Source organism: Marinobacter sp. (assembly GCF_041690455.1).
GTDB lineage: Bacteria > Pseudomonadota > Gammaproteobacteria > Pseudomonadales > Oleiphilaceae > Marinobacter.
This window is the reverse complement of record NZ_JAWLHI010000077.1, coordinates 1-17,300: the sequence shown is the minus strand read 5'-3', so window position 1 is coordinate 17,300 and position 17,300 is coordinate 1. Positions and strand designations below refer to the sequence as shown.

At 59.5% G+C, this 17,300-nt stretch carries 19 protein-coding genes; 8 read left to right on the top strand and 11 right to left on the bottom strand.

Annotation, left to right across the window (positions count from 1 at the left end; genetic code table 11):
* The 8 genes from metG to nth all read left to right on the top strand — a co-directional run.
* Positions 1-1,278 (top strand): methionine--tRNA ligase subunit beta (gene metG / locus ACESMW_RS16045; protein ID WP_372988016.1); only part of this gene is annotated, 1,278 nt, incomplete at its 5' end.
* 25 nt (positions 1,279-1,303) lie between these two features.
* Positions 1,304-1,885 carry an electron transport complex subunit RsxA gene (rsxA, locus tag ACESMW_RS16040; RefSeq protein ID WP_092002993.1) on the top strand — a complete coding sequence of 194 codons (582 nt, stop codon included), beginning with the start codon at positions 1,304-1,306 and terminating at the stop codon, positions 1,883-1,885.
* Positions 1,886-1,901: 16 nt separating this feature from the next.
* A complete protein-coding gene (gene rsxB, locus ACESMW_RS16035; RefSeq protein WP_372988015.1) occupies positions 1,902-2,480 on the top strand; it encodes an electron transport complex subunit RsxB in 579 nt (192 codons plus the stop codon).
* The gene (gene rsxC / locus ACESMW_RS16030) at positions 2,480-4,309 is read left to right on the top strand and encodes an electron transport complex subunit RsxC (protein ID WP_372988013.1); all 1,830 of its coding nucleotides are present in this window, start codon (positions 2,480-2,482) and stop codon (positions 4,307-4,309) included. Before rsxB ends, rsxC begins: the two co-directional genes overlap by 1 nt.
* Positions 4,310-4,330: 21 nt before the next feature.
* Positions 4,331-5,383 carry an electron transport complex subunit RsxD gene (gene rsxD, locus ACESMW_RS16025; protein WP_372988012.1) on the top strand — a complete coding sequence of 351 codons (1,053 nt, stop codon included), beginning with the start codon at positions 4,331-4,333 and terminating at the stop codon, positions 5,381-5,383.
* Between the two features lie 3 nt (positions 5,384-5,386).
* The gene (rsxG, locus tag ACESMW_RS16020; protein ID WP_372988011.1) at positions 5,387-6,022 is read left to right on the top strand and encodes an electron transport complex subunit RsxG; all 636 of its coding nucleotides are present in this window, start codon (positions 5,387-5,389) and stop codon (positions 6,020-6,022) included.
* Positions 6,023-6,024: 2 nt separating this feature from the next.
* Positions 6,025-6,741 (top strand): electron transport complex subunit E, encoded by a 717-nt coding sequence (locus ACESMW_RS16015; RefSeq protein WP_372988010.1) that lies wholly within the window; start codon positions 6,025-6,027, stop codon positions 6,739-6,741.
* Between the two features lie 28 nt (positions 6,742-6,769).
* Entirely contained in the window at positions 6,770-7,408 is a 639-nt protein-coding gene (nth, locus tag ACESMW_RS16010) for an endonuclease III (RefSeq protein ID WP_372988009.1), read from the top strand.
* A gap of 79 nt (positions 7,409-7,487) precedes the next feature.
* On the opposite strand, the gene ACESMW_RS16005 is transcribed toward nth, so the two are convergent.
* From ACESMW_RS16005 to eno, 11 genes are all read right to left on the bottom strand, one after another.
* Entirely contained in the window at positions 7,488-8,063 is a 576-nt protein-coding gene (locus ACESMW_RS16005; protein ID WP_372988008.1) for a chalcone isomerase family protein, read from the bottom strand.
* 200 nt (positions 8,064-8,263) lie between these two features.
* Entirely contained in the window at positions 8,264-9,253 is a 990-nt protein-coding gene (gene rpoS / locus ACESMW_RS16000) for an RNA polymerase sigma factor RpoS (RefSeq protein WP_372988007.1), read from the bottom strand.
* Between the two features lie 206 nt (positions 9,254-9,459).
* The gene (locus tag ACESMW_RS15995) at positions 9,460-10,257 is read right to left on the bottom strand and encodes a peptidoglycan DD-metalloendopeptidase family protein (protein ID WP_372988006.1); all 798 of its coding nucleotides are present in this window, start codon (positions 10,255-10,257) and stop codon (positions 9,460-9,462) included.
* 205 nt (positions 10,258-10,462) lie between these two features.
* Complete coding sequence (locus tag ACESMW_RS15990; RefSeq protein WP_372988005.1) at positions 10,463-11,434, bottom strand: DUF368 domain-containing protein; 972 nt, start codon at positions 11,432-11,434, stop codon at positions 10,463-10,465.
* A gap of 29 nt (positions 11,435-11,463) precedes the next feature.
* Entirely contained in the window at positions 11,464-12,120 is a 657-nt protein-coding gene (locus tag ACESMW_RS15985; RefSeq protein ID WP_372988004.1) for a protein-L-isoaspartate(D-aspartate) O-methyltransferase, read from the bottom strand.
* Positions 12,117-12,887, bottom strand: a complete 771-nt coding sequence (gene surE / locus ACESMW_RS15980; RefSeq protein WP_372988003.1) for a 5'/3'-nucleotidase SurE — start codon at positions 12,885-12,887, stop codon at positions 12,117-12,119. Before surE ends, ACESMW_RS15985 begins: the two co-directional genes overlap by 4 nt.
* Before the next feature lie 21 nt (positions 12,888-12,908).
* Complete coding sequence (gene truD / locus ACESMW_RS15975; protein ID WP_372988002.1) at positions 12,909-13,952, bottom strand: tRNA pseudouridine(13) synthase TruD; 1,044 nt, start codon at positions 13,950-13,952, stop codon at positions 12,909-12,911.
* On the bottom strand, positions 13,949-14,428 hold the full coding sequence (ispF, locus tag ACESMW_RS15970) for a 2-C-methyl-D-erythritol 2,4-cyclodiphosphate synthase (protein ID WP_372988001.1): 480 nt from the start codon (positions 14,426-14,428) through the stop codon (positions 13,949-13,951). Before ispF ends, truD begins: the two co-directional genes overlap by 4 nt.
* 42 nt (positions 14,429-14,470) lie before the next feature.
* Positions 14,471-15,172: a 2-C-methyl-D-erythritol 4-phosphate cytidylyltransferase gene (gene ispD / locus ACESMW_RS15965; RefSeq protein WP_372988000.1), complete on the bottom strand. Its 702-nt coding sequence runs from the start codon at positions 15,170-15,172 to the stop codon at positions 14,471-14,473.
* A 231-nt stretch (positions 15,173-15,403) separates the two neighbouring features.
* Positions 15,404-15,676, bottom strand: coding sequence for a septum formation initiator family protein (locus ACESMW_RS15960; protein ID WP_113862191.1), 273 nt, complete (start codon positions 15,674-15,676; stop codon positions 15,404-15,406).
* A 200-nt stretch (positions 15,677-15,876) separates the two neighbouring features.
* Positions 15,877-17,172 (bottom strand): phosphopyruvate hydratase, encoded by a 1,296-nt coding sequence (gene eno / locus ACESMW_RS15955; RefSeq protein WP_372987999.1) that lies wholly within the window; start codon positions 17,170-17,172, stop codon positions 15,877-15,879.
* Positions 17,173-17,300: the final 128 nt, after the last annotated feature.

The window sequence follows — 17,300 nt, the reverse complement described above, 5'->3', positions numbered from 1 at the left end:
AAGTTCTTCTATGTCTGGCTGGATGCTCCCATTGGCTACCTGGCCAGCTTCAAGAATCTGTGCAACCGCGAAGGCATCGACTTCGAGCACTTCTGGAAAGCAGATTCCGAGGCCGAGGTCTATCACTTCATCGGCAAGGACATCATCAATTTCCACGCCCTGTTCTGGCCATCCATGCTGCACGATGCCGGCTTCCGGACGCCGACTGCGGTCTGGGCCCACGGGTTTGTGACGGTTAATGGCAAGAAGATGTCCAAGTCCCGCGGTACCTTCATCATGGCGCGCACCTACCTGGATCACCTGGATCCGGAGTACCTGCGCTACTACTTCGCGGCCAAGCTCACCGGCAGCGTCGATGACATGGACCTGAACCTGGAAGACTTCGCGGCACGGGTGAATTCGGATCTGGTGGGCAAGGTGGTGAACATCGCCAGCCGCAGTGCCGGTTTTATCACCAAGCGTTTTGACGGTCAGCTGGGCGAGGTCACCGAGCATGGGAAACTGAAGGAATTCGTCGAAGCCGGCAAGGAGATCGAGGACTACTTCGAGGCCCGGGAGTTCGGCCGCGCCATGCGCCGGATTATGGAGCTGGCGGATATTGCCAACCAGTACGTGAACGACGAGCAGCCCTGGGTCATCGCCAAGCAGGAAGGCCAGGACGACAACCTGCAGGCCATCTGCACCAATGCCATCAACATGTTCCGCATCCTGATGACGTACCTGGCGCCGGTGTTGCCGAAGACGGCCGAGGCCTCCGAGGCGTTCCTGAATGCGAAACTGGACTGGAACAACCGTACCGAACTGCTGGAAAACCACGGCATCAACAAGTTCAAGCCGCTGATGAACCGGGTCGACATGGCGCAGATCGAGAAGATGCTGGACGCCTCGAAAGAGGAACTGCCTGCAGCGACCGGTCAGCCAGCGCCTGCTGCCAATCTGGAGCCGATCGGCGATGAGATAGAATTCGGTGATTTCGCGAAAGTGGACCTTCGGGTCGTTAAAATTGTCAAAGCCGAGCATGTTGAAGGTGCAGACAAGCTCCTTCGCCTGACTCTTGACGTAGGACATGGCGAACGCAACGTGTTTGCTGGTATCAAGTCCGCCTACAAGCCGGAAGATCTGGAAGGTCGTATGACCGTCATGGTGGCCAACCTGAAGGCGAGAAAAATGAAGTTTGGCATGTCCGAAGGCATGGTCCTGGCCGCCGGTCCGGGTGGAAAGGACATTTTCATTCTTTCTCCGGATTCCGGCGCCACCCCGGGCATGCGGGTAATGTAAGGCAGCGCGAGGAAGAGCAGCTCCGATGACAGAGTATTTGCTGATACTGGTCAGCACCATTCTGGTGAACAATTTTGTACTGGTTCAGTTTCTGGGCCTGTGCCCGTTCATGGGCGTGTCCGGGAAACTGGAGACCGCCATGGGCATGTCCCTGGCCACCACGTTCGTGCTGACCCTGTCATCGGTTTGCAGCTACCTGGCCTATACCTACCTGCTGGCCCCGCTGGACCTGGCGTTCCTGAAGACCATCACTTTCATCCTGGTGATTGCGGTGGTGGTCCAGTTCACCGAGATGGTGGTGCGCAAGACCAGTCCGCTGCTTTACCGGGTTCTGGGCATCTTCCTGCCCCTGATCACCACCAACTGCGCTGTTCTCGGCGTGGCACTTCTTAACCTGAATAAAAACAACAACTTCGTTGAGTCTGTCCTGTACGGGTTCGGTGCAGCTGCCGGTTTCTCCATGGTGCTGGTGCTGTTTGCCGCCATGCGTGAGCGTATCGCGGTGGCCGATGTTCCGGTTGCCTTCCGGGGCGCTGCCATTGGTATGGTAACCGCAGGGCTGATGTCGCTGGCATTTTTGGGCTTCACCGGCCTGGTCACTGTCTGACGGAGCATTTGTTGTTATGTGGACGGGCATTCTGATCGCCGTTGCTGTGCTGTTGGCCCTGGCCGTGGTTTTTGGCGGCCTGCTGGGCTTTGCCTCCGAGCGGTTCAAGGTTGAGGGCAATCCTCTGGTGGACCAGATCGATGCCCTGTTGCCACAGACCCAGTGCGGCCAGTGCGGTTTCCCCGGTTGCCGGCCCTACGCCGAAGCCATCGCCCAGGGCGAAGCCATCAACAAGTGCCCTCCGGGCGGTGAAAGCACCATCAAGGCCCTCGCCGATCTGCTGGACGTCGAACCCCAGCCACTGGATTCCGAACACGGTGTCGAGCAAGCCCGGCGCGTGGCGGTCATCCGCGAGGATGAATGCATCGGCTGCACCAAATGCATCCAGGCCTGCCCGGTTGACGCTATCCTCGGCGCAGCGAAACACATGCACACCGTCATCGAAAGCGAATGCACCGGCTGTGATCTCTGTGTCGAGCCCTGCCCGGTTGACTGCATCGACATGGTGACTATCGAACCGGACATCCGCACCTGGACGTGGACGCCACCGCGTTCCGGCATCATTGCCACCGACCGTCAGGGAGCCAGCGCCTGATGACTCAATTGTGGGATTTCTCCGGCGGCATCCATCCGGCCGAGAACAAGCAACAGTCCACGGCCCGACCGATCCGGACAGCCGGTTTGCCCGAACGCCTGATCCTGCCGCTGCAGCAGCACATCGGTGATCCCGCAGAACCACTGGTGGAAGTTGGTGAGCGGGTGCTCAAGGGCCAGAAGATCGCCGATGTCACCGTCGGCATGGGCGTGCCGGTCCACGCTCCCACCTCCGGGGTGATCGAGAGTATTGCCGAAATGCCGGTGCCGCACCCCTCGGGCCTCAATGACTGGTGCATTACCCTGAAGCCTGATGGTGAGGATCAGTGGCGGGAACGGCATCCGGTTACCGATTACCGCAGCCTGGATCGGGAGGCCGTACTCGGCATCATCCACGAGGCCGGCATCTCCGGCATGGGCGGCGCCGGTTTCCCCACCGACATCAAGTTGCGTCCGCCCAAGGACCGCAAGGTGGACACCCTGATTCTTAACGGTGCCGAGTGCGAGCCCTACATCACCGCCGATGACATGACCATGCGGGAGAAAGCCACCGAGGTGGTAGCCGGCCTGAAGGTTATGGCCTGGATCCTGCGGCCCGAGCGCTGTGTGATTGGCATCGAGGACAACAAGCCCGAGGCCATCGAGGCCATGCAAAAGGCCTGTGAAGGCACCCAGATCGAGATTGCGGTGATCCCGACCAAGTACCCGTCCGGCGGCGAAAAACAACTGATCCGGGTCCTGACCGGCCAGGAAGTTCCGAGCGCCGGGATCCCGGCTGATATTGGCGTCATGTGCCAGAACATCGGCACCGCCGTTGCAGTCGCCCGGGCGGTCTTTGACGACAGCCCGCTGATTTCCCGCATCGTCACCATTACCGGCGAAGCGGTCCGGGAGCCCGGAACATTCGACGCACTGATCGGCACACCGATCGATTACCTGCTGGAACAGGCGGGCGTGGAGCCGCAGAAGGTGAACCGTCTGGTACTTGGGGGCCCCATGATGGGCTACACCCTGACCACCACCGCAGTCCCGGTCACCAAGACCACCAACTGTGTGATTGCCGCCACCGAAGCCGAGTTGCCGGCGCCGCCGCCGGAACAGCCCTGCATCCGCTGCGGCCAGTGTGCCGAGGTGTGTCCCATGGAACTGCTGCCCCAGCAGCTGTTCTGGTATTCGAAATCCGGCGAATTCGAGAAAGCCGAACACCTGAACCTGTTCGATTGCATCGAATGCGGTGCCTGTTCCTACGTCTGCCCCAGCTCCATTCCCCTGGTGCAGTATTACCGGTATGCCAAGGGCGAAATCCGCGTCCAGCGGGCCGAGCAGATCAAGGCCGACCGTGCCCGGGAGCGTTTCGAGGCCCGGCAGGCTCGTCTGGAGCGGGAGCAACAGGAGAAGGAGCAGCGGCGTAAGGAGCGCGCGAAAGCGGCTGCCGAAGCCCAGGCGAAAAAGCAGGCGGAGGCTGAGAAAGCAGCCGCTTCCGGAGAGGCAGTCGACGAGCGTGCTGCCAAGGCGGCGCTTGTGCAGCAGGCCCTGGAGCGCAAGAAGGCCAAAGCCGCCAAGGCCAGTCCGGAAGCCAGTGCGCACACAGCCACCAGCGAGGATAAGCCCGACGTCGAGGCGCTGGAAAAACAGTTGAGCCAGGCAAAATCCAAACTGGACACCATGCAGGGCATGCTGGATGACGCCAAGGCTCAGCAGGCGGACAACGTCGACAAGCTTGAGCGCGCGGTGGCCAAAAATCACGATCGAGTGCAACGTGCCGAGCAGGCCCTGGCGGACGCCCGCAAGGCCCTGGCCGGCACCACCGAATCCCAGACATCCGATTAACCGAGCCCAGGCCCGATCTCCATGGCATTTGTTCAACAATCATCGCCCCATGCCCGCAACGCCCGACCAACGTCCCGGGTCATGCTCTGGGTCATCATCGCGGCATTGCCCGGGCTGGTTGCCCAGACCGTCTTCTTCGGCTGGGGCAACCTGATCAACGTGGCCTGGTGCATTGCCGTCGCCCTCGCCTCCGAGGCGGCTTTCCTGAAACTGCGCGGCAAGCCGGTGGCGTTTTTCCTGAAGGACAATACCGCAGCCGTCACCGGCCTGTTGCTGGGCCTCTCCCTGCCCCAGTTTGCGCCCTGGTGGGTGTCGGCCATTGCCGTGATCACCGCCATCATCATTGCCAAGCAACTGTATGGCGGCCTCGGCTCCAACCCCTTCAACCCGGCCATGGTGGGCTACGCGCTGGTGCTGATTTCATTCCCGGTCGCCATGACCACCAACTGGGCCGAGGCGGCGATGCTGTTCCAGGATGCGCCCGGATTCGGTGAAACCCTGGCCCGGATCTTCTCGGCCTCCCAGACCGCCATCGACGGCTGGACCATGGCCACGCCGCTGGGTGAATACAAGCACAAGATTGCTTCCCACACGGCCACCGAGGTTCTGGTTCACCCCACGTTCGGCGAGGGTATCGCCAGGGGCTGGGAATGGGTCAACGCTGCCTTCCTGGCGGGCGGCTTGCTGCTGGTGTTCCTGCGCATTATCACCTGGCATATTCCGGCCGGCTTCCTCGGAGGGCTGGTCCTCATGAGCCTGGCCTTCGGTGCCAATGCCGACCAGTACGCGCCCCTGTCCCTGCACCTGCTGGCAGGCGGCACCATGCTGGGCGCCTTCTTCATCGCCACCGATCCGGTCTCGGCGGCAACCAGTCACCACGGCAAGCTGATCTACGGGGCCGGCATTGGCGTGCTGATCTACGTCATCCGTTCCTGGGGTAACTACCCGGATGCGGTAGCGTTCAGCGTGCTGCTGATGAATTTCGCCGTGCCATTTATCGATTACTACACGCCGCCGCGTGCTTATGGCCATCACAAGGCCCGCCGCGGCTTGCCTGGCAAGAATCAGGGGTAAAACATGGCTGCACTGGGACAATCCATTCGACGCAGCGCCATCGGCCTGGGCCTCTTTGCCATCATCACCGGCGGTTCCATCGCCGTGACCCAGGCCCTGACCCAGGAGCGCATCCAGGCAGAGACGGCACGGGCAGAGGCCCGGGCACTGTTTGAAATCATCCCGGAATCGCAGCATGACAACGACCTGCTGAACGATACGGTCCAGTTACCGGCCGGAAAACAGCTTGCCACCAAAGGTCCGGTGACCGTCTGGGTAGCGCGGAGAAACGGTGAACCTACGGGCTTCATCATGCCGGTGGTGGCCCCTGACGGGTACTCCGGCGACATCCGGCTGCTGGTCGGTATCGACCTTGAGGGCACCGTGCTCGGCGTACGGGTGGTGAGCCACAAGGAGACACCGGGACTCGGTGACCGCATCGAGACCAAGAAATCCGACTGGATTTACAGTTTCGAGGGACGCTCCCTGGACAATCCCGAACCCCGCAACTGGAACGTCAAGAAAAACGGCGGGGTGTTTGACCAGTTCACCGGCGCCACCATCACCCCCCGTGCCGTGGTCAAGGCGGTCCAGAAGTCTCTGGTATACTTCCGCCAGAATCGGCGGGAAATCCTGAACCGACTTGAGGAGACGCCCTGATCATGGCAAGCAAGACCTCCGCAGAAATCATCCGCGACGGGCTGTGGAACAACAACCCGGCGCTGGTTCAGGTCCTGGGTTTGTGCCCCCTGCTGGCGGTAACCAGCACCGTGGTCAACGCCATCGGGCTCGGCCTGGCCACACTGATGGTACTCATGGGTTCGAACCTGGCAGTATCACTGATTCGCAACTTCGTGGGTGAGTCGGTGCGTTTGCCGGCGTTTGTGATGATTATTGCCTCGTTCGTCACCTGTGCCGAGCTGCTGATGCAGGCTTTCACCTACGAGCTTTATCAGATTCTGGGTATCTTCATTCCACTGATTGTCACCAACTGCACGATCCTGGGCCGGGCAGACGCCTTCGCTTCCAAGAACAGCCCGGGGCCGGCGGTGCTGGATGGCACCATGATGGGCCTTGGTTTCCTGGCGGTACTGATTGTTCTGGGAGGAATGCGCGAGCTGATTGGCCAGGGCACCCTGTTTGCCGATATGAACCTGCTGTTGGGCCCCATGGCCGCCGACTGGGTGGTCCGCCCGTTTGAAAACTATCCGGACATGCTGTTCATGGTTCTGCCTCCCGGCGCTTTCGTCGGCCTGGGACTGCTGATTGCCCTGAAGAACGGCATCGACAGTCACCTGGAAGCCAGGCGCAAGGCCGCAGCGCCGGAACCCGCGACCAGTGGCAGCAAGCGTGTCCGTGTCACGGGCAATGTTTCCTGAACCCACACCAGAGCAGTATTGCTGACAGATGAACAAGCAAAAACGTATCGAAATCTTTACCCGGCTGCGGGATGCCACCCCCAACCCGACCACGGAGCTGAACTATTCGTCACCGTTCGAGTTGCTGATTGCCGTGATTCTCTCGGCCCAGGCAACGGACGTGGGCGTCAACAAGGCTACCGACAAGCTGTTTCCGGTGGCCAACACCCCGGAGGCAATCCTGGCACTGGGTGTGGACGGGCTCAAGCAATACATCAAGACCATCGGCCTGTTCAACAGCAAGGCCGAAAACGTCATCAAGACCTGCAGGATACTGATCGAGAAGCACGGCGGACAGGTCCCGGAAAAGCGTGAGGACCTGGAGGCCCTGCCCGGTGTCGGGCGCAAGACCGCCAACGTGGTCCTCAACACCGCTTTCGGTCACATGGCCATGGCCGTGGATACCCATATTTTCCGGGTTTCCAACCGCACCGGAATTGCGCCGGGGAAAAACGTCCTGGAAGTGGAAAAGCGCCTGTTGCGCCTGGTGCCGAAGGAATTCCTTCTGGATGCCCACCACTGGCTCATCCTCCACGGCCGTTACACCTGCACGGCCCGCAAGCCCAAGTGTGGCGCCTGCATCATTGAGGATCTGTGCGAGTTCAAGGACAAGCGGGACTACCTCTGATAGCCTGTCTCGGAAACAAAAAAGCCGACACTCCCTGGCGGGTACGTCGGCTTTTCAATGCCATCTCAGCGTCTGTGAATCAGCGCTGACCCAGCATTCGCTCTTTCAGGTTTTCCTGGGCCGGCTTGTCTGACAGCCAGATTCCAAACAGTGCCTTCTTGAACGCCAGATCACCTACGGTATCCCGCACCTCGCCGTTCTTCAGGACCCGAACGCCCTCTCCCGGCAGGTAAACCAGATCAAACACATCGCCTTCCTTGATCTCTTCCTGGAACACGCCCATGAACTGGTCGATGTCATCCTGGACCGCTGCCATGTTGCCATCGGTAGAGGCCTCGAAGCCCTCGAGAGTAGCCTCGGTCATACGCTCGCTGGTGATCATTCCCGAGATGATATGCAGGGTAATAGCCTGGGGCTCGTCGGCATTGATCACCGCCTCGCCGTCACTGATACTCTCGGGAACATAGAGACCACCCACATAGAGGTCCATGAACCACTTGGAGCGGGTACCGGCGCCATTGAGCTTCAGCTCGGTGCCCATGGCCTGGTAGGTCTCGGGAACATCGACGCCTTCAACGGTCAGGGCCGAGGCCGGGGCTGATAACATTGCTGTGAGGATCAGGGATGCAAATCCTGATGAGAGAGCCTTCTTCATAGTCCTTTCCTTTTCCATCGTTATTATTCAATGCGTTTTCATTCGTCACCGGGGCTCGACACCCTATCCTGCCCGGTCAACGCATTCTAACAACGACCCCGGTCAGCAGAGCGCCACCTGGTTCTCATTTGCGAGGCATGAAAACAGAAAAGCCGGCCAAGGTCATTGGCCGGCTTTTCTGTTACTGGCGTCGATGGAACTTATTGGAACAGCAGATTACCGGAGAGGCCTTCCTTCTCCAGGATTTCCCGCAGGCGGCGAAGTGCCTCCACCTGGATCTGCCGAACCCGCTCGCGGGTGAGCCCGATTTCCTGGCCAACCTCTTCGAGGGTACTTACCGGATAGCCGCGCAGACCAAAGCGGCGGGAAAGCACTTCCTGCTGCTTGTCGCTGAGCTGATCAATCCACTTCTCGAGGCAGGAACACATGTTGTTGTCCTGCAGCAGGTCCGCCGGGTCCGACGCGCCCTCGTCTGCCACGGTATCGAGCAGGGATTTCTCACCGCCGGCACCGATCGGGGTGTCCATGGAGGCAACCCGCTCGTTGAGGCCCAGCAGGCGCTTCACGTCTGATGCGGGCTTATCGACCATCTGCGCGATTTCTTCCGCAGAGGGCTCATGATCCAGCTTCTGGGTCAGCTCCCGGGCAGCACGCAGGTAGAGGTTAAGTTCCTTGACCACATGAATCGGCAGGCGAATCGTCCGGGTCTGATTCATGATGGCCCGCTCGATGGTCTGGCGGATCCACCAGGTCGCATAGGTGGAGAACCGGAAACCGCGCTCCGGGTCGAACTTCTCGACCGCACGGATCAGCCCCAGGTTACCCTCCTCAATCAGGTCAAGCAGGGTAAGACCGCGATTGACGTACCGGCGGGCGATCTTGACCACCAGGCGCAGGTTGCTTTCAATCATGCGCTTCCGCCCTGACTCCTCGCCTTTGCGGGCGAGACGGGCGAAGTAGACTTCCTCTTGCGGCGTCAGGAGGGGTGAGAAACCGATTTCGTTGAGATAGAGCTGGGTTGCGTCCAGCTGCTTCTGGCTGGTGAAGTACCGTCCCTGAGTGGAGATTTCCTCTTCATCGGCGCTGTCCGCCGACTCCTTTTCTACTTTGTCTTCTGCTAGCACCTGATCCTCGGAATCATCCAGATCCTCGACACGATCAACAATGATATCGTCTTGCTCTGCTGACATGTTTCTTGCCCCGCCTCTCAATAATCCTGTGGAAGGTCCGATACTTCTTCTTATCCCGGACTCTGCTTCATTCGTCTTCGTTTTATTCAGGACATTTGTTGTTTGGCCAAATCCGGCCGGATCATTCTTGTTGTTTTGTCGTTCGCGGTTTCTGTCAGTGCCGGGCTTAAGGCTTGCAACAGCCATCCTGGCTGCTTGCGTGAGTGCTATCGGGGTGGCAGGTAATGGAGTGGATCGACGGGGTTGCCATTCTTCCGGATTTCAAAATGCAACATGGGTCGTTCCGCACCGCTGCTCCCGAGCTCTGCGATCACCTGTCCGGCGTTAACGTCCTCCCCTTCCTGCACCAGAATCTTCCGGTTGTGGGCGTAAGCACTCAAATAGTGCTCGTTATGATTCACGATAATGAGGTTGCCGTAACCAAGCAACCCGTTACCGGCGTAGACCACATTTCCTTTGGCCGCCGCTTTGACAGCATCACCGGCTTTCCCGGCAATATCAATACCTTTATTGACTTTTCCGGATGTTGAATATCGTGCAATTACGGTGCCAGCGTGCGGCCAGCGCCAGCTGACACTGGCTACCGTCTGTGAGCGTTTGTCCAGGGATTCGTCCGGTGCTGCCGGCTTGGTCACCTTGGGTCTGGGGGCCGGTTTCGGCGTTGGCGCCGGAGGCGCAGCCCTGGACGGAGCCTTAGCTACCCTCTGCTTCTGGGTATTCTGGCTTGAAGATGTGACAGTTCCGCGAAGATCCAGCCGCAGGACCTGACCGGGTTTGATGGTCCAGGGTGGCCCGATACCGTTGGCGCTGCCCAGCTCCCGGTAGTCGCGGCCATATTGCCAGGCAATCCGGTAAAGGTTCTCGCCGGGCTTGACCACGTGCCGACCCCAGTACACGGGCGGGTTATAGAGATCATCCTGGTAGATTGCCTGGGTGTTGCAGGCCGTGAGCGCAACCACGCCCAGTACGACCAGGAGCATTTTCAGGAAACGAGGCTGGAGCATGGCACCTGAGTGGAACCGCGGGGAGGCCGACCGGGCGGCATTGACGAGCCCACGCAAAAATCTCACAGGAATAAAGCTGCCCCAGTTATGAAAAATCCGTCTAAAAAGACCAAAGGATCAATCCAGATTCTAAAGTTTTTATAGTAACTCGCTAATTTATTGCATATTTTCAGAGGCAATCCAAGTTACGTGCTGGTCGTCTTTGTTACCTTGGGGAACACTCATTCTGTGCGTCAGGTAACACTTTTCGATTCCCGACCCATTCAATTGCCAGCACCAACAGCAACCCGACCAGAGCCATCAATAGCGCCATGGGCACCTGAGGGTCCTGCCCGGTCAGCTGCTCAAAAGTCGCCGGAGCAATACTGGCTTCGTTCAGGGGCACCCGCTCTCCCGAACTGTTGGTACGCCAGCTGAGCACCTCCTTCCAGGGCCAGACCTTGTTCAGCGCTCCAATCATGAAGCCGGTCAGCAGAGCCAGCACCATGTCGTGGAAATGACGAAATGCCCAGGTTATCAGCCGCGCTATGGAAAGCAGCCCGACCAGGCACCCGGCCATGAACAACATCAAAACCCCAAGGTCCGCCGCCTTGATGGCTGCCAGAACCGGCGCGTACATACCGATAATCACCAGGATGAAGCTCCCGGAAATTCCCGGCAGAATCATGGCGCAGATCGCCAGGGCGCCGGAACCAAAAAAGGCCAGGGCCGAGGGTGTAAGTTGCCCCCCGGACAGCGTGGTAATCCACCAGGCGACGGCAATGCCCGCAATCAACGGCGCCAACAGGGAGAGACGATAGTGGCGCACCTGCCGGCCTACATGCCAGACAGACGCCACGATCAGGCCAAAGAAAAAGCTCCAGACCAGGATCGGATAGTTGGCCAGCGCGAAGCTGATGGCCGAGGCCAGGGTCACGATACTGGACAGGATGCCCGCCAGCAGGCAGACCAGAAATGTACCATCACAGGCAACCCAGAACGCCCGGAACCGCCCCCTGAATAATTCCCGGAAAACAGCAACCGGGACAGCATTGATGGCTTCCAGCAAGCGGAAGTAGATGCCGGTGATGAAAGCTATGGTGCCACCGGACACACCGGGAACAATATCAGCTGCACCCATGGCCATACCGCGCAGGAAAACGGCAGCGGGATGCTGGTTTCTCTGAACTTCAGGCATGACTTCGTTCGATCCGTCACAGGATTTGCTCACCGGATCACGCCCCCGAGCAGGGGCACGAAATTCACAGGCTCAAGCTCCCGGCGCTCAAAATGTTCGCCACGACGTACCACTTCCACCAACACCTGTTTCTCCTCTCCGACCGGGGCAATCAGCACCCCGTTGTCCGCCAGCTGGGCCAGCAATTCCTTCGGCACATCGCCCGGTGCGGCGGTCACGATAATGCCGTCAAAGGGCCCCCGGTCCGGCCAACCCAAACCACCATCAGCGTGCTTGAGCAAAACATTGCGCGCGCCAAGCTGCCGAAGCCGATCCCGAGCGCGATCCTGCAAAGGCTTGATGCGCTCAACGCTGTACACTTCCTCGAACAGCTTCGATAACACCGCTGTCTGGTAGCCAGACCCGGTACCCAGTTCCAGGATACGAGCCGGCCCATGGTGATGCAGTATTTCCGTCATGCGGGCGACGATGTAGGGCTGAGACAGGGTTTGCCCATAGCCGATGGGAAGCGAGGTGTCCTCGTAGGCTCGATGGGCGAGCGCCTCATCCAGAAAGATATGACGGGGTACCTCACCGATGATCTCCAGCACCCGGTCGGATTCGATCCCGGATTCGCGCAGGCGTTGAACCAGGCGCATCCGGGTACGCCGCGAAGTCATTCCAATTCCCTGGAGCTGCGCACTCATGATGACAGCCCTCCGTCGGACACCAGTTCCTCAATCCACTCCCGCAGCGGCACCAGGGCCTCATGGCGGGTCATATCAATGTGTACCGGCGTAATCGAGACATAGCCCTCGCGGACTGCATGAAAATCCGTTCCGGGACCGGCATCGCCGCCCTCTCCCGCCGCACCGATCCAGTACCTCTGCTTGCCCCTCGGACAGGTCATGGGCACGGCCCCTTCGGCACGTTCCCGGTGGCCGAGGCGGGTGACACGAATACCGGCCAGCTGCTCCCAGGGCAGATCGGGCACGTTCACATTCAGGATCGAGCGTGGCCCAAGCTGAAGCGGTCGGTCCTGCTCCAGCAGCATGCGGACAACCCGCGCGGCGGTCTCGTAATGGAAATGCCCGTCGTTCACCAGTGACACCGCAATCGCCGGCAATCCCAGGTGACGTCCTTCGGTAGCGGCAGCCACCGTGCCGGAATAGATAATGTCATCACCCAGGTTGGCGTGGGTGTTGATACCGGACACCACTCGATCGAAGGGTTCCTCGAACAGACCGTTCACCGCCAGGTGCACACAGTCGGTGGGCGTACCATCCACGGAATGGAAACCGTTGGGGTGCTCCTCAACGGTGAGAGGCCGGTTCAGGGTGAGTGCGTTACTCGCACCGCTGTGATCCCGGTCCGGGGCCACAACTTCAAGATCTCCCAGGCCCTGAAGCCCCTCATAGAGGGCAACAAGCCCCGGCGAATGCACACCATCATCATTCGATAACAGAATTCGCACAGTGTTCTCCGCTAGCACTTTTTATTCGTTATGACGGCCGAGGCTCATGTCCTCCAGCTCGAAAATATCGCCCAGCACGGTGGTGGCGTACTGACCGGGGGGCAAAACAAAACGGATCTCGAGGGTATCCACGCCCTGCCACTCCCAATTTAGCTCCTGCGGCTGAGCAACCAGTGGCCGGCGTTCCGGCTGCATCCGCGTGGCAGCAAACAACCGCTCAAGCTCCGGCCACTGCCCGACCACTTCCCGCTCCAGTATCTCCTGGTCGTCGGTTGCGGTGGTCCCGCCATCGCCCCACATGGGTCCCGATGCGCGCTCTCCCGGCTCTCCAGGCAGGCAGGTGGTCCAGCTACCATCCGATACTCGCGCAGCAAGTACTTCATTGAACAACCAGGATCGCGCCGCCGAAAAGTACAATACGTTTTTCGATCCGTCCCTGCCACCTCGGGAGCCACGTTTTGCACGACCTGCACGGCGGTTCAGCTGCGAAGGATCAATTTTCAGGGCCCGGTCGAGGTTACCGCCATCACGGCCAAAACGCTGCGGCCCGAAGTAATTGGGCGCGCCCTGCTCCCCGAGGCGATTCAATGCCTCGTCAATCTCCGCCTTCAGACCTTCAACGTTACGCAGCACGATGGCAAAGCGGTTAGCCGAATGCTCCCCCCGCCGCAATTTCCGGGGTGCCCGCCCCGACGCCAGGACGCGCCAGTGCACGGCCACTTCCCTGATAAAGTCGCCGTCTGAGGATTCCATACCCGGACGGTAGAGACTGAACCATTGAGTAGTCACCGCATGGCGATCCTTGAGACCGCAAAACCCGACATCAAAACCGCGACAACCGGCCATTCGCGCCAACTGCCTGGCGACAAACTCGGTGTTATCACCCGTCTTCTTCAGAAGGAGGCAAAGGTGCTCACCTTCACCGGGAATCAGCCCGGAAACCGGCAGGATTTCCTCGACCCCGAAATCCTCGGGAACACTCTTTAGCTGCGCCCTCGCGACCCGACCATGACTGGTGGGCCAGTCCAGGCGCCATTGACCGCGTTCAGCATCGCCGGTACTCACGTATTCACCGGCTCAAGCAGACAGATCGCCTGACAGGCAATCCCCTCGCCCCGTCCGGTAAAGCCCAGCTTCTCCGTGGTGGTCGCCTTGACGCTCACCCGGCTGGCTGCAACTCCCAGATCCTCGGCAATGTTCAGGCGCATGGCCTCGACATGCGGTGCCATCTTCGGCGCCTCGGCAATGATCGTGCTGTCCACGTTCACCACCTCGTAACCCTCGTCACGCACCCGGGCCATCACCCGGCGCAGCAGATCCCGGCTGTCAGCGCCGGCCCACTCGTCACTGGTATCCGGAAACAGATGGCCAATATCCCCCAGAGCAACGGCCCCGAGCAGCGCATCCGCCAGGGCATGCAGCAACACATCCCCATCAGAATGCGCCTTCAGGCCCTGGCTGTGAGGAATCTGGACACCACCAAGAATGACGGAATCACCTTCGCAAAAGGCATGGACATCAAAGCCCTGACCAATCCGCATGCTGTTCTCCGGAACGTTGAAAGGAATTTCGGGCGGAACCGGTTACAACCGGCTCAGGATAAAACCGGCCAGTGCCAGATCTGACGGAACCGTAATCTTGATGTTATCCGGCCGCCCTTCCACCAGAACCGGCATGTTACCGGAAAATTCCATGGCAGAGGACTCATCCGTCACCCCATGCCCGGCATCCAGACACGCTTCCAGCGCCCGGGTCAGCGCCCCGAACCGGAACATCTGCGGCGTCAACGCCCGCCACAGCCTGCTGCGATCCACCGTCGCCTCCACCTCCGGCGGCTGGCCGTCGTCGGCTTGCTTCAGCGTATCCGCCACCGGAGCCGCCAGCAGCCCGCCAATGGGGTGCCCGGAAAGGGTATCGATAAGGTTTGCCAGATCATCAGGGTGGACACAGGGCCGGGCAGCATCATGCACCAGCACCCAATCGTTCTCATCGGCCTGCTCCTGCAACGCGTGAAGCGCCGAAAGCACCGAATCGGCGCGTTCCTCACCACCGGTGCAGGTCTGGATACGGTCATCGTTGACGGCTTCGGTATCAGGCCACCAATGGTCCTGGGGGCTCAGGGGGACCATGCAGCCAGAAAAATCGGCATTATCGAGTAGGCGGGAGAGTGTTATGTCGAGAATGAAACGGTTGGACAGCGTCAGATACTGTTTCGGCACTTCTGACTTCATACGCTTGCCGATGCCAGCGGCGGGGACAACAAGCCAAAATTTCGGGATAGTCATGTGGTATACGCACTCAGCTGGGAGAGTGGCGGGGGTATTCTTTCCGGGAATGTCTGTGGCCAAGGATGGCCACAGTCAAGCGCACATGGGTGAGGCAAGCGCTTTATGAAGCAAAGCTTCATGCGCAGCCGAACGACAGCAATCTGTGATTGCTGGCTGGACCCACTTGTGGGTGCTCGTAGCGTTTCCCGGAAAGAATACCCCCGCCACTCTGTGCTCCCAAGCGGAAGATCAATTCTCAACAACCAGGAAGAAAGTCTCGTCCTCACGAATCAACCCAAGGTTCATCCTGGCCCGCTCCTCCAGCGCCCCCTGCTCACTGCGCAAGTTCCGCACCTCCGCATAGAGGCGATCGTTACGGGCCGCCAGATCGGCATTCTCCGCACGCTGCTCGGCAATCGACTGCTCCAGGGACCACACCTGCGCAAAGCTACCCTCCCCGACCCACAGGCGCACCTGCAGCAGGAGAATCAACACAACCATGATGGCCCAAAGCGTCTTCATTCCAATTCCGTCGGAGAAATAACCGTTCAAAAATTAAACACTGGCTAATGAGTATAGACCTTAGAGTAGATTAACAACAAATTCTTCTAACTGGTTGTACAAAAAGGCCATCGTGTCTGAATTTTCATTCAGGACGCGATGGCCTTAACATTTTGTTACCTACCGGCCGCTGCCGGCAAGCAATTTTTTAACGCCGGACCTCAGCCCTGACCCTTGATCTCGCTCAGGCCACGGTACGGTGCCTTGCCATCCAGCGCTTCTTCAATGCGCAGCAGCTGGTTGTACTTGGCAACCCGGTCAGAACGGCACAGGGAACCGGTCTTGATCTGGCCCGCGCAGGTGGCAACCGCCAGATCTGCGATGGTGGTGTCCTCGGTCTCACCGGAACGGTGGGAAATGACCGCGGTGTAACCCGCATCCTGAGCCATCTTGATGGCATCCAGGGTCTCGGTCAGGCTGCCGATCTGGTTGAACTTGATCAGGATGGAGTTGCCAATGCCCTTATCGATACCCTGCTTCAGGATTTTAGTGTTGGTCACGAACAGATCGTCACCCACCAGCTGCACCTTGCTGCCCAACTTGTCGGTCAGCACTTTCCAGCCGCCCCAGTCACTCTCGTCCATACCGTCTTCGATGGAAACGATGGGATAACGCTCGCAAAGGCCGGCCAGGTAATCGGCAAAGCCCTCGGAATCGAAGCTCTTGCCTTCGCCGGAGAGCTGGTACTGACCATCCTTGTAGAACTCGGAAGAGGCGCAGTCCAGAGCCAGGGTTACATCTGTACCCAGCTTGTAGCCCGCCTTTTCGACAGCTTCCTGAATCACAGCCAGTGCCGCCTCGTTAGAGGGCAGGTTCGGGGCAAAACCACCTTCATCACCGACTGCAGTGTTCAGACCCTGCGCCTGCAGAACTTTTTTCAGACTGTGGAAGATCTCCGCGCCAACACGAAGGGCTTCGGAAAACGTCTTGGCAGAAACCGGCTGGACCATGAACTCCTGGATATCGACGTTGTTATCTGCGTGCTCGCCACCGTTGAGGATGTTCATCATGGGAACCGGCATGGAGTACTTGCCGGAGGTACCGTTGATGTCTGCGATATGCGCATACAGCGGCTTGCCCAGAGAGATCGCCGCAGCCTTGGCTGCCGCCAGAGAGACCGCCAGAATGGCGTTGGCGCCCAGGTTGGCCTTGTTCTCGGTGCCGTCCAGTTCCAGCATGATCTTGTCCAGACCACGTTGGTCAGCCGCATCTTTGCCAACGAGCGCGTCACGGATCTTGCCGTTCACGGCTTCAACCGCCTTCAGAACACCTTTGCCAAGGTACCGGGACTTGTCGCCATCACGCAGCTCCAGAGCCTCCCGGGAACCGGTAGACGCCCCGGAAGGTGCACACGCGCTTCCGACCGTTCCATCTTCGAGGATAACGTCTGCTTCGACAGTGGGGTTACCACGGGAATCCAGAACCTCGCGGCCCTTGATGTTGGCAATCTTGGTCATTCTTCTCTGTCTCCAAGTTCGTGTTCAATTTTGGGAGTCAGAGCGAGCGGGAACGGCCCTGCGAAAACCGCTACAAGCACAGCCAAGTGCGCTTGTTTCGGGCCATCCCTGGCCCTCTACATTTTCGC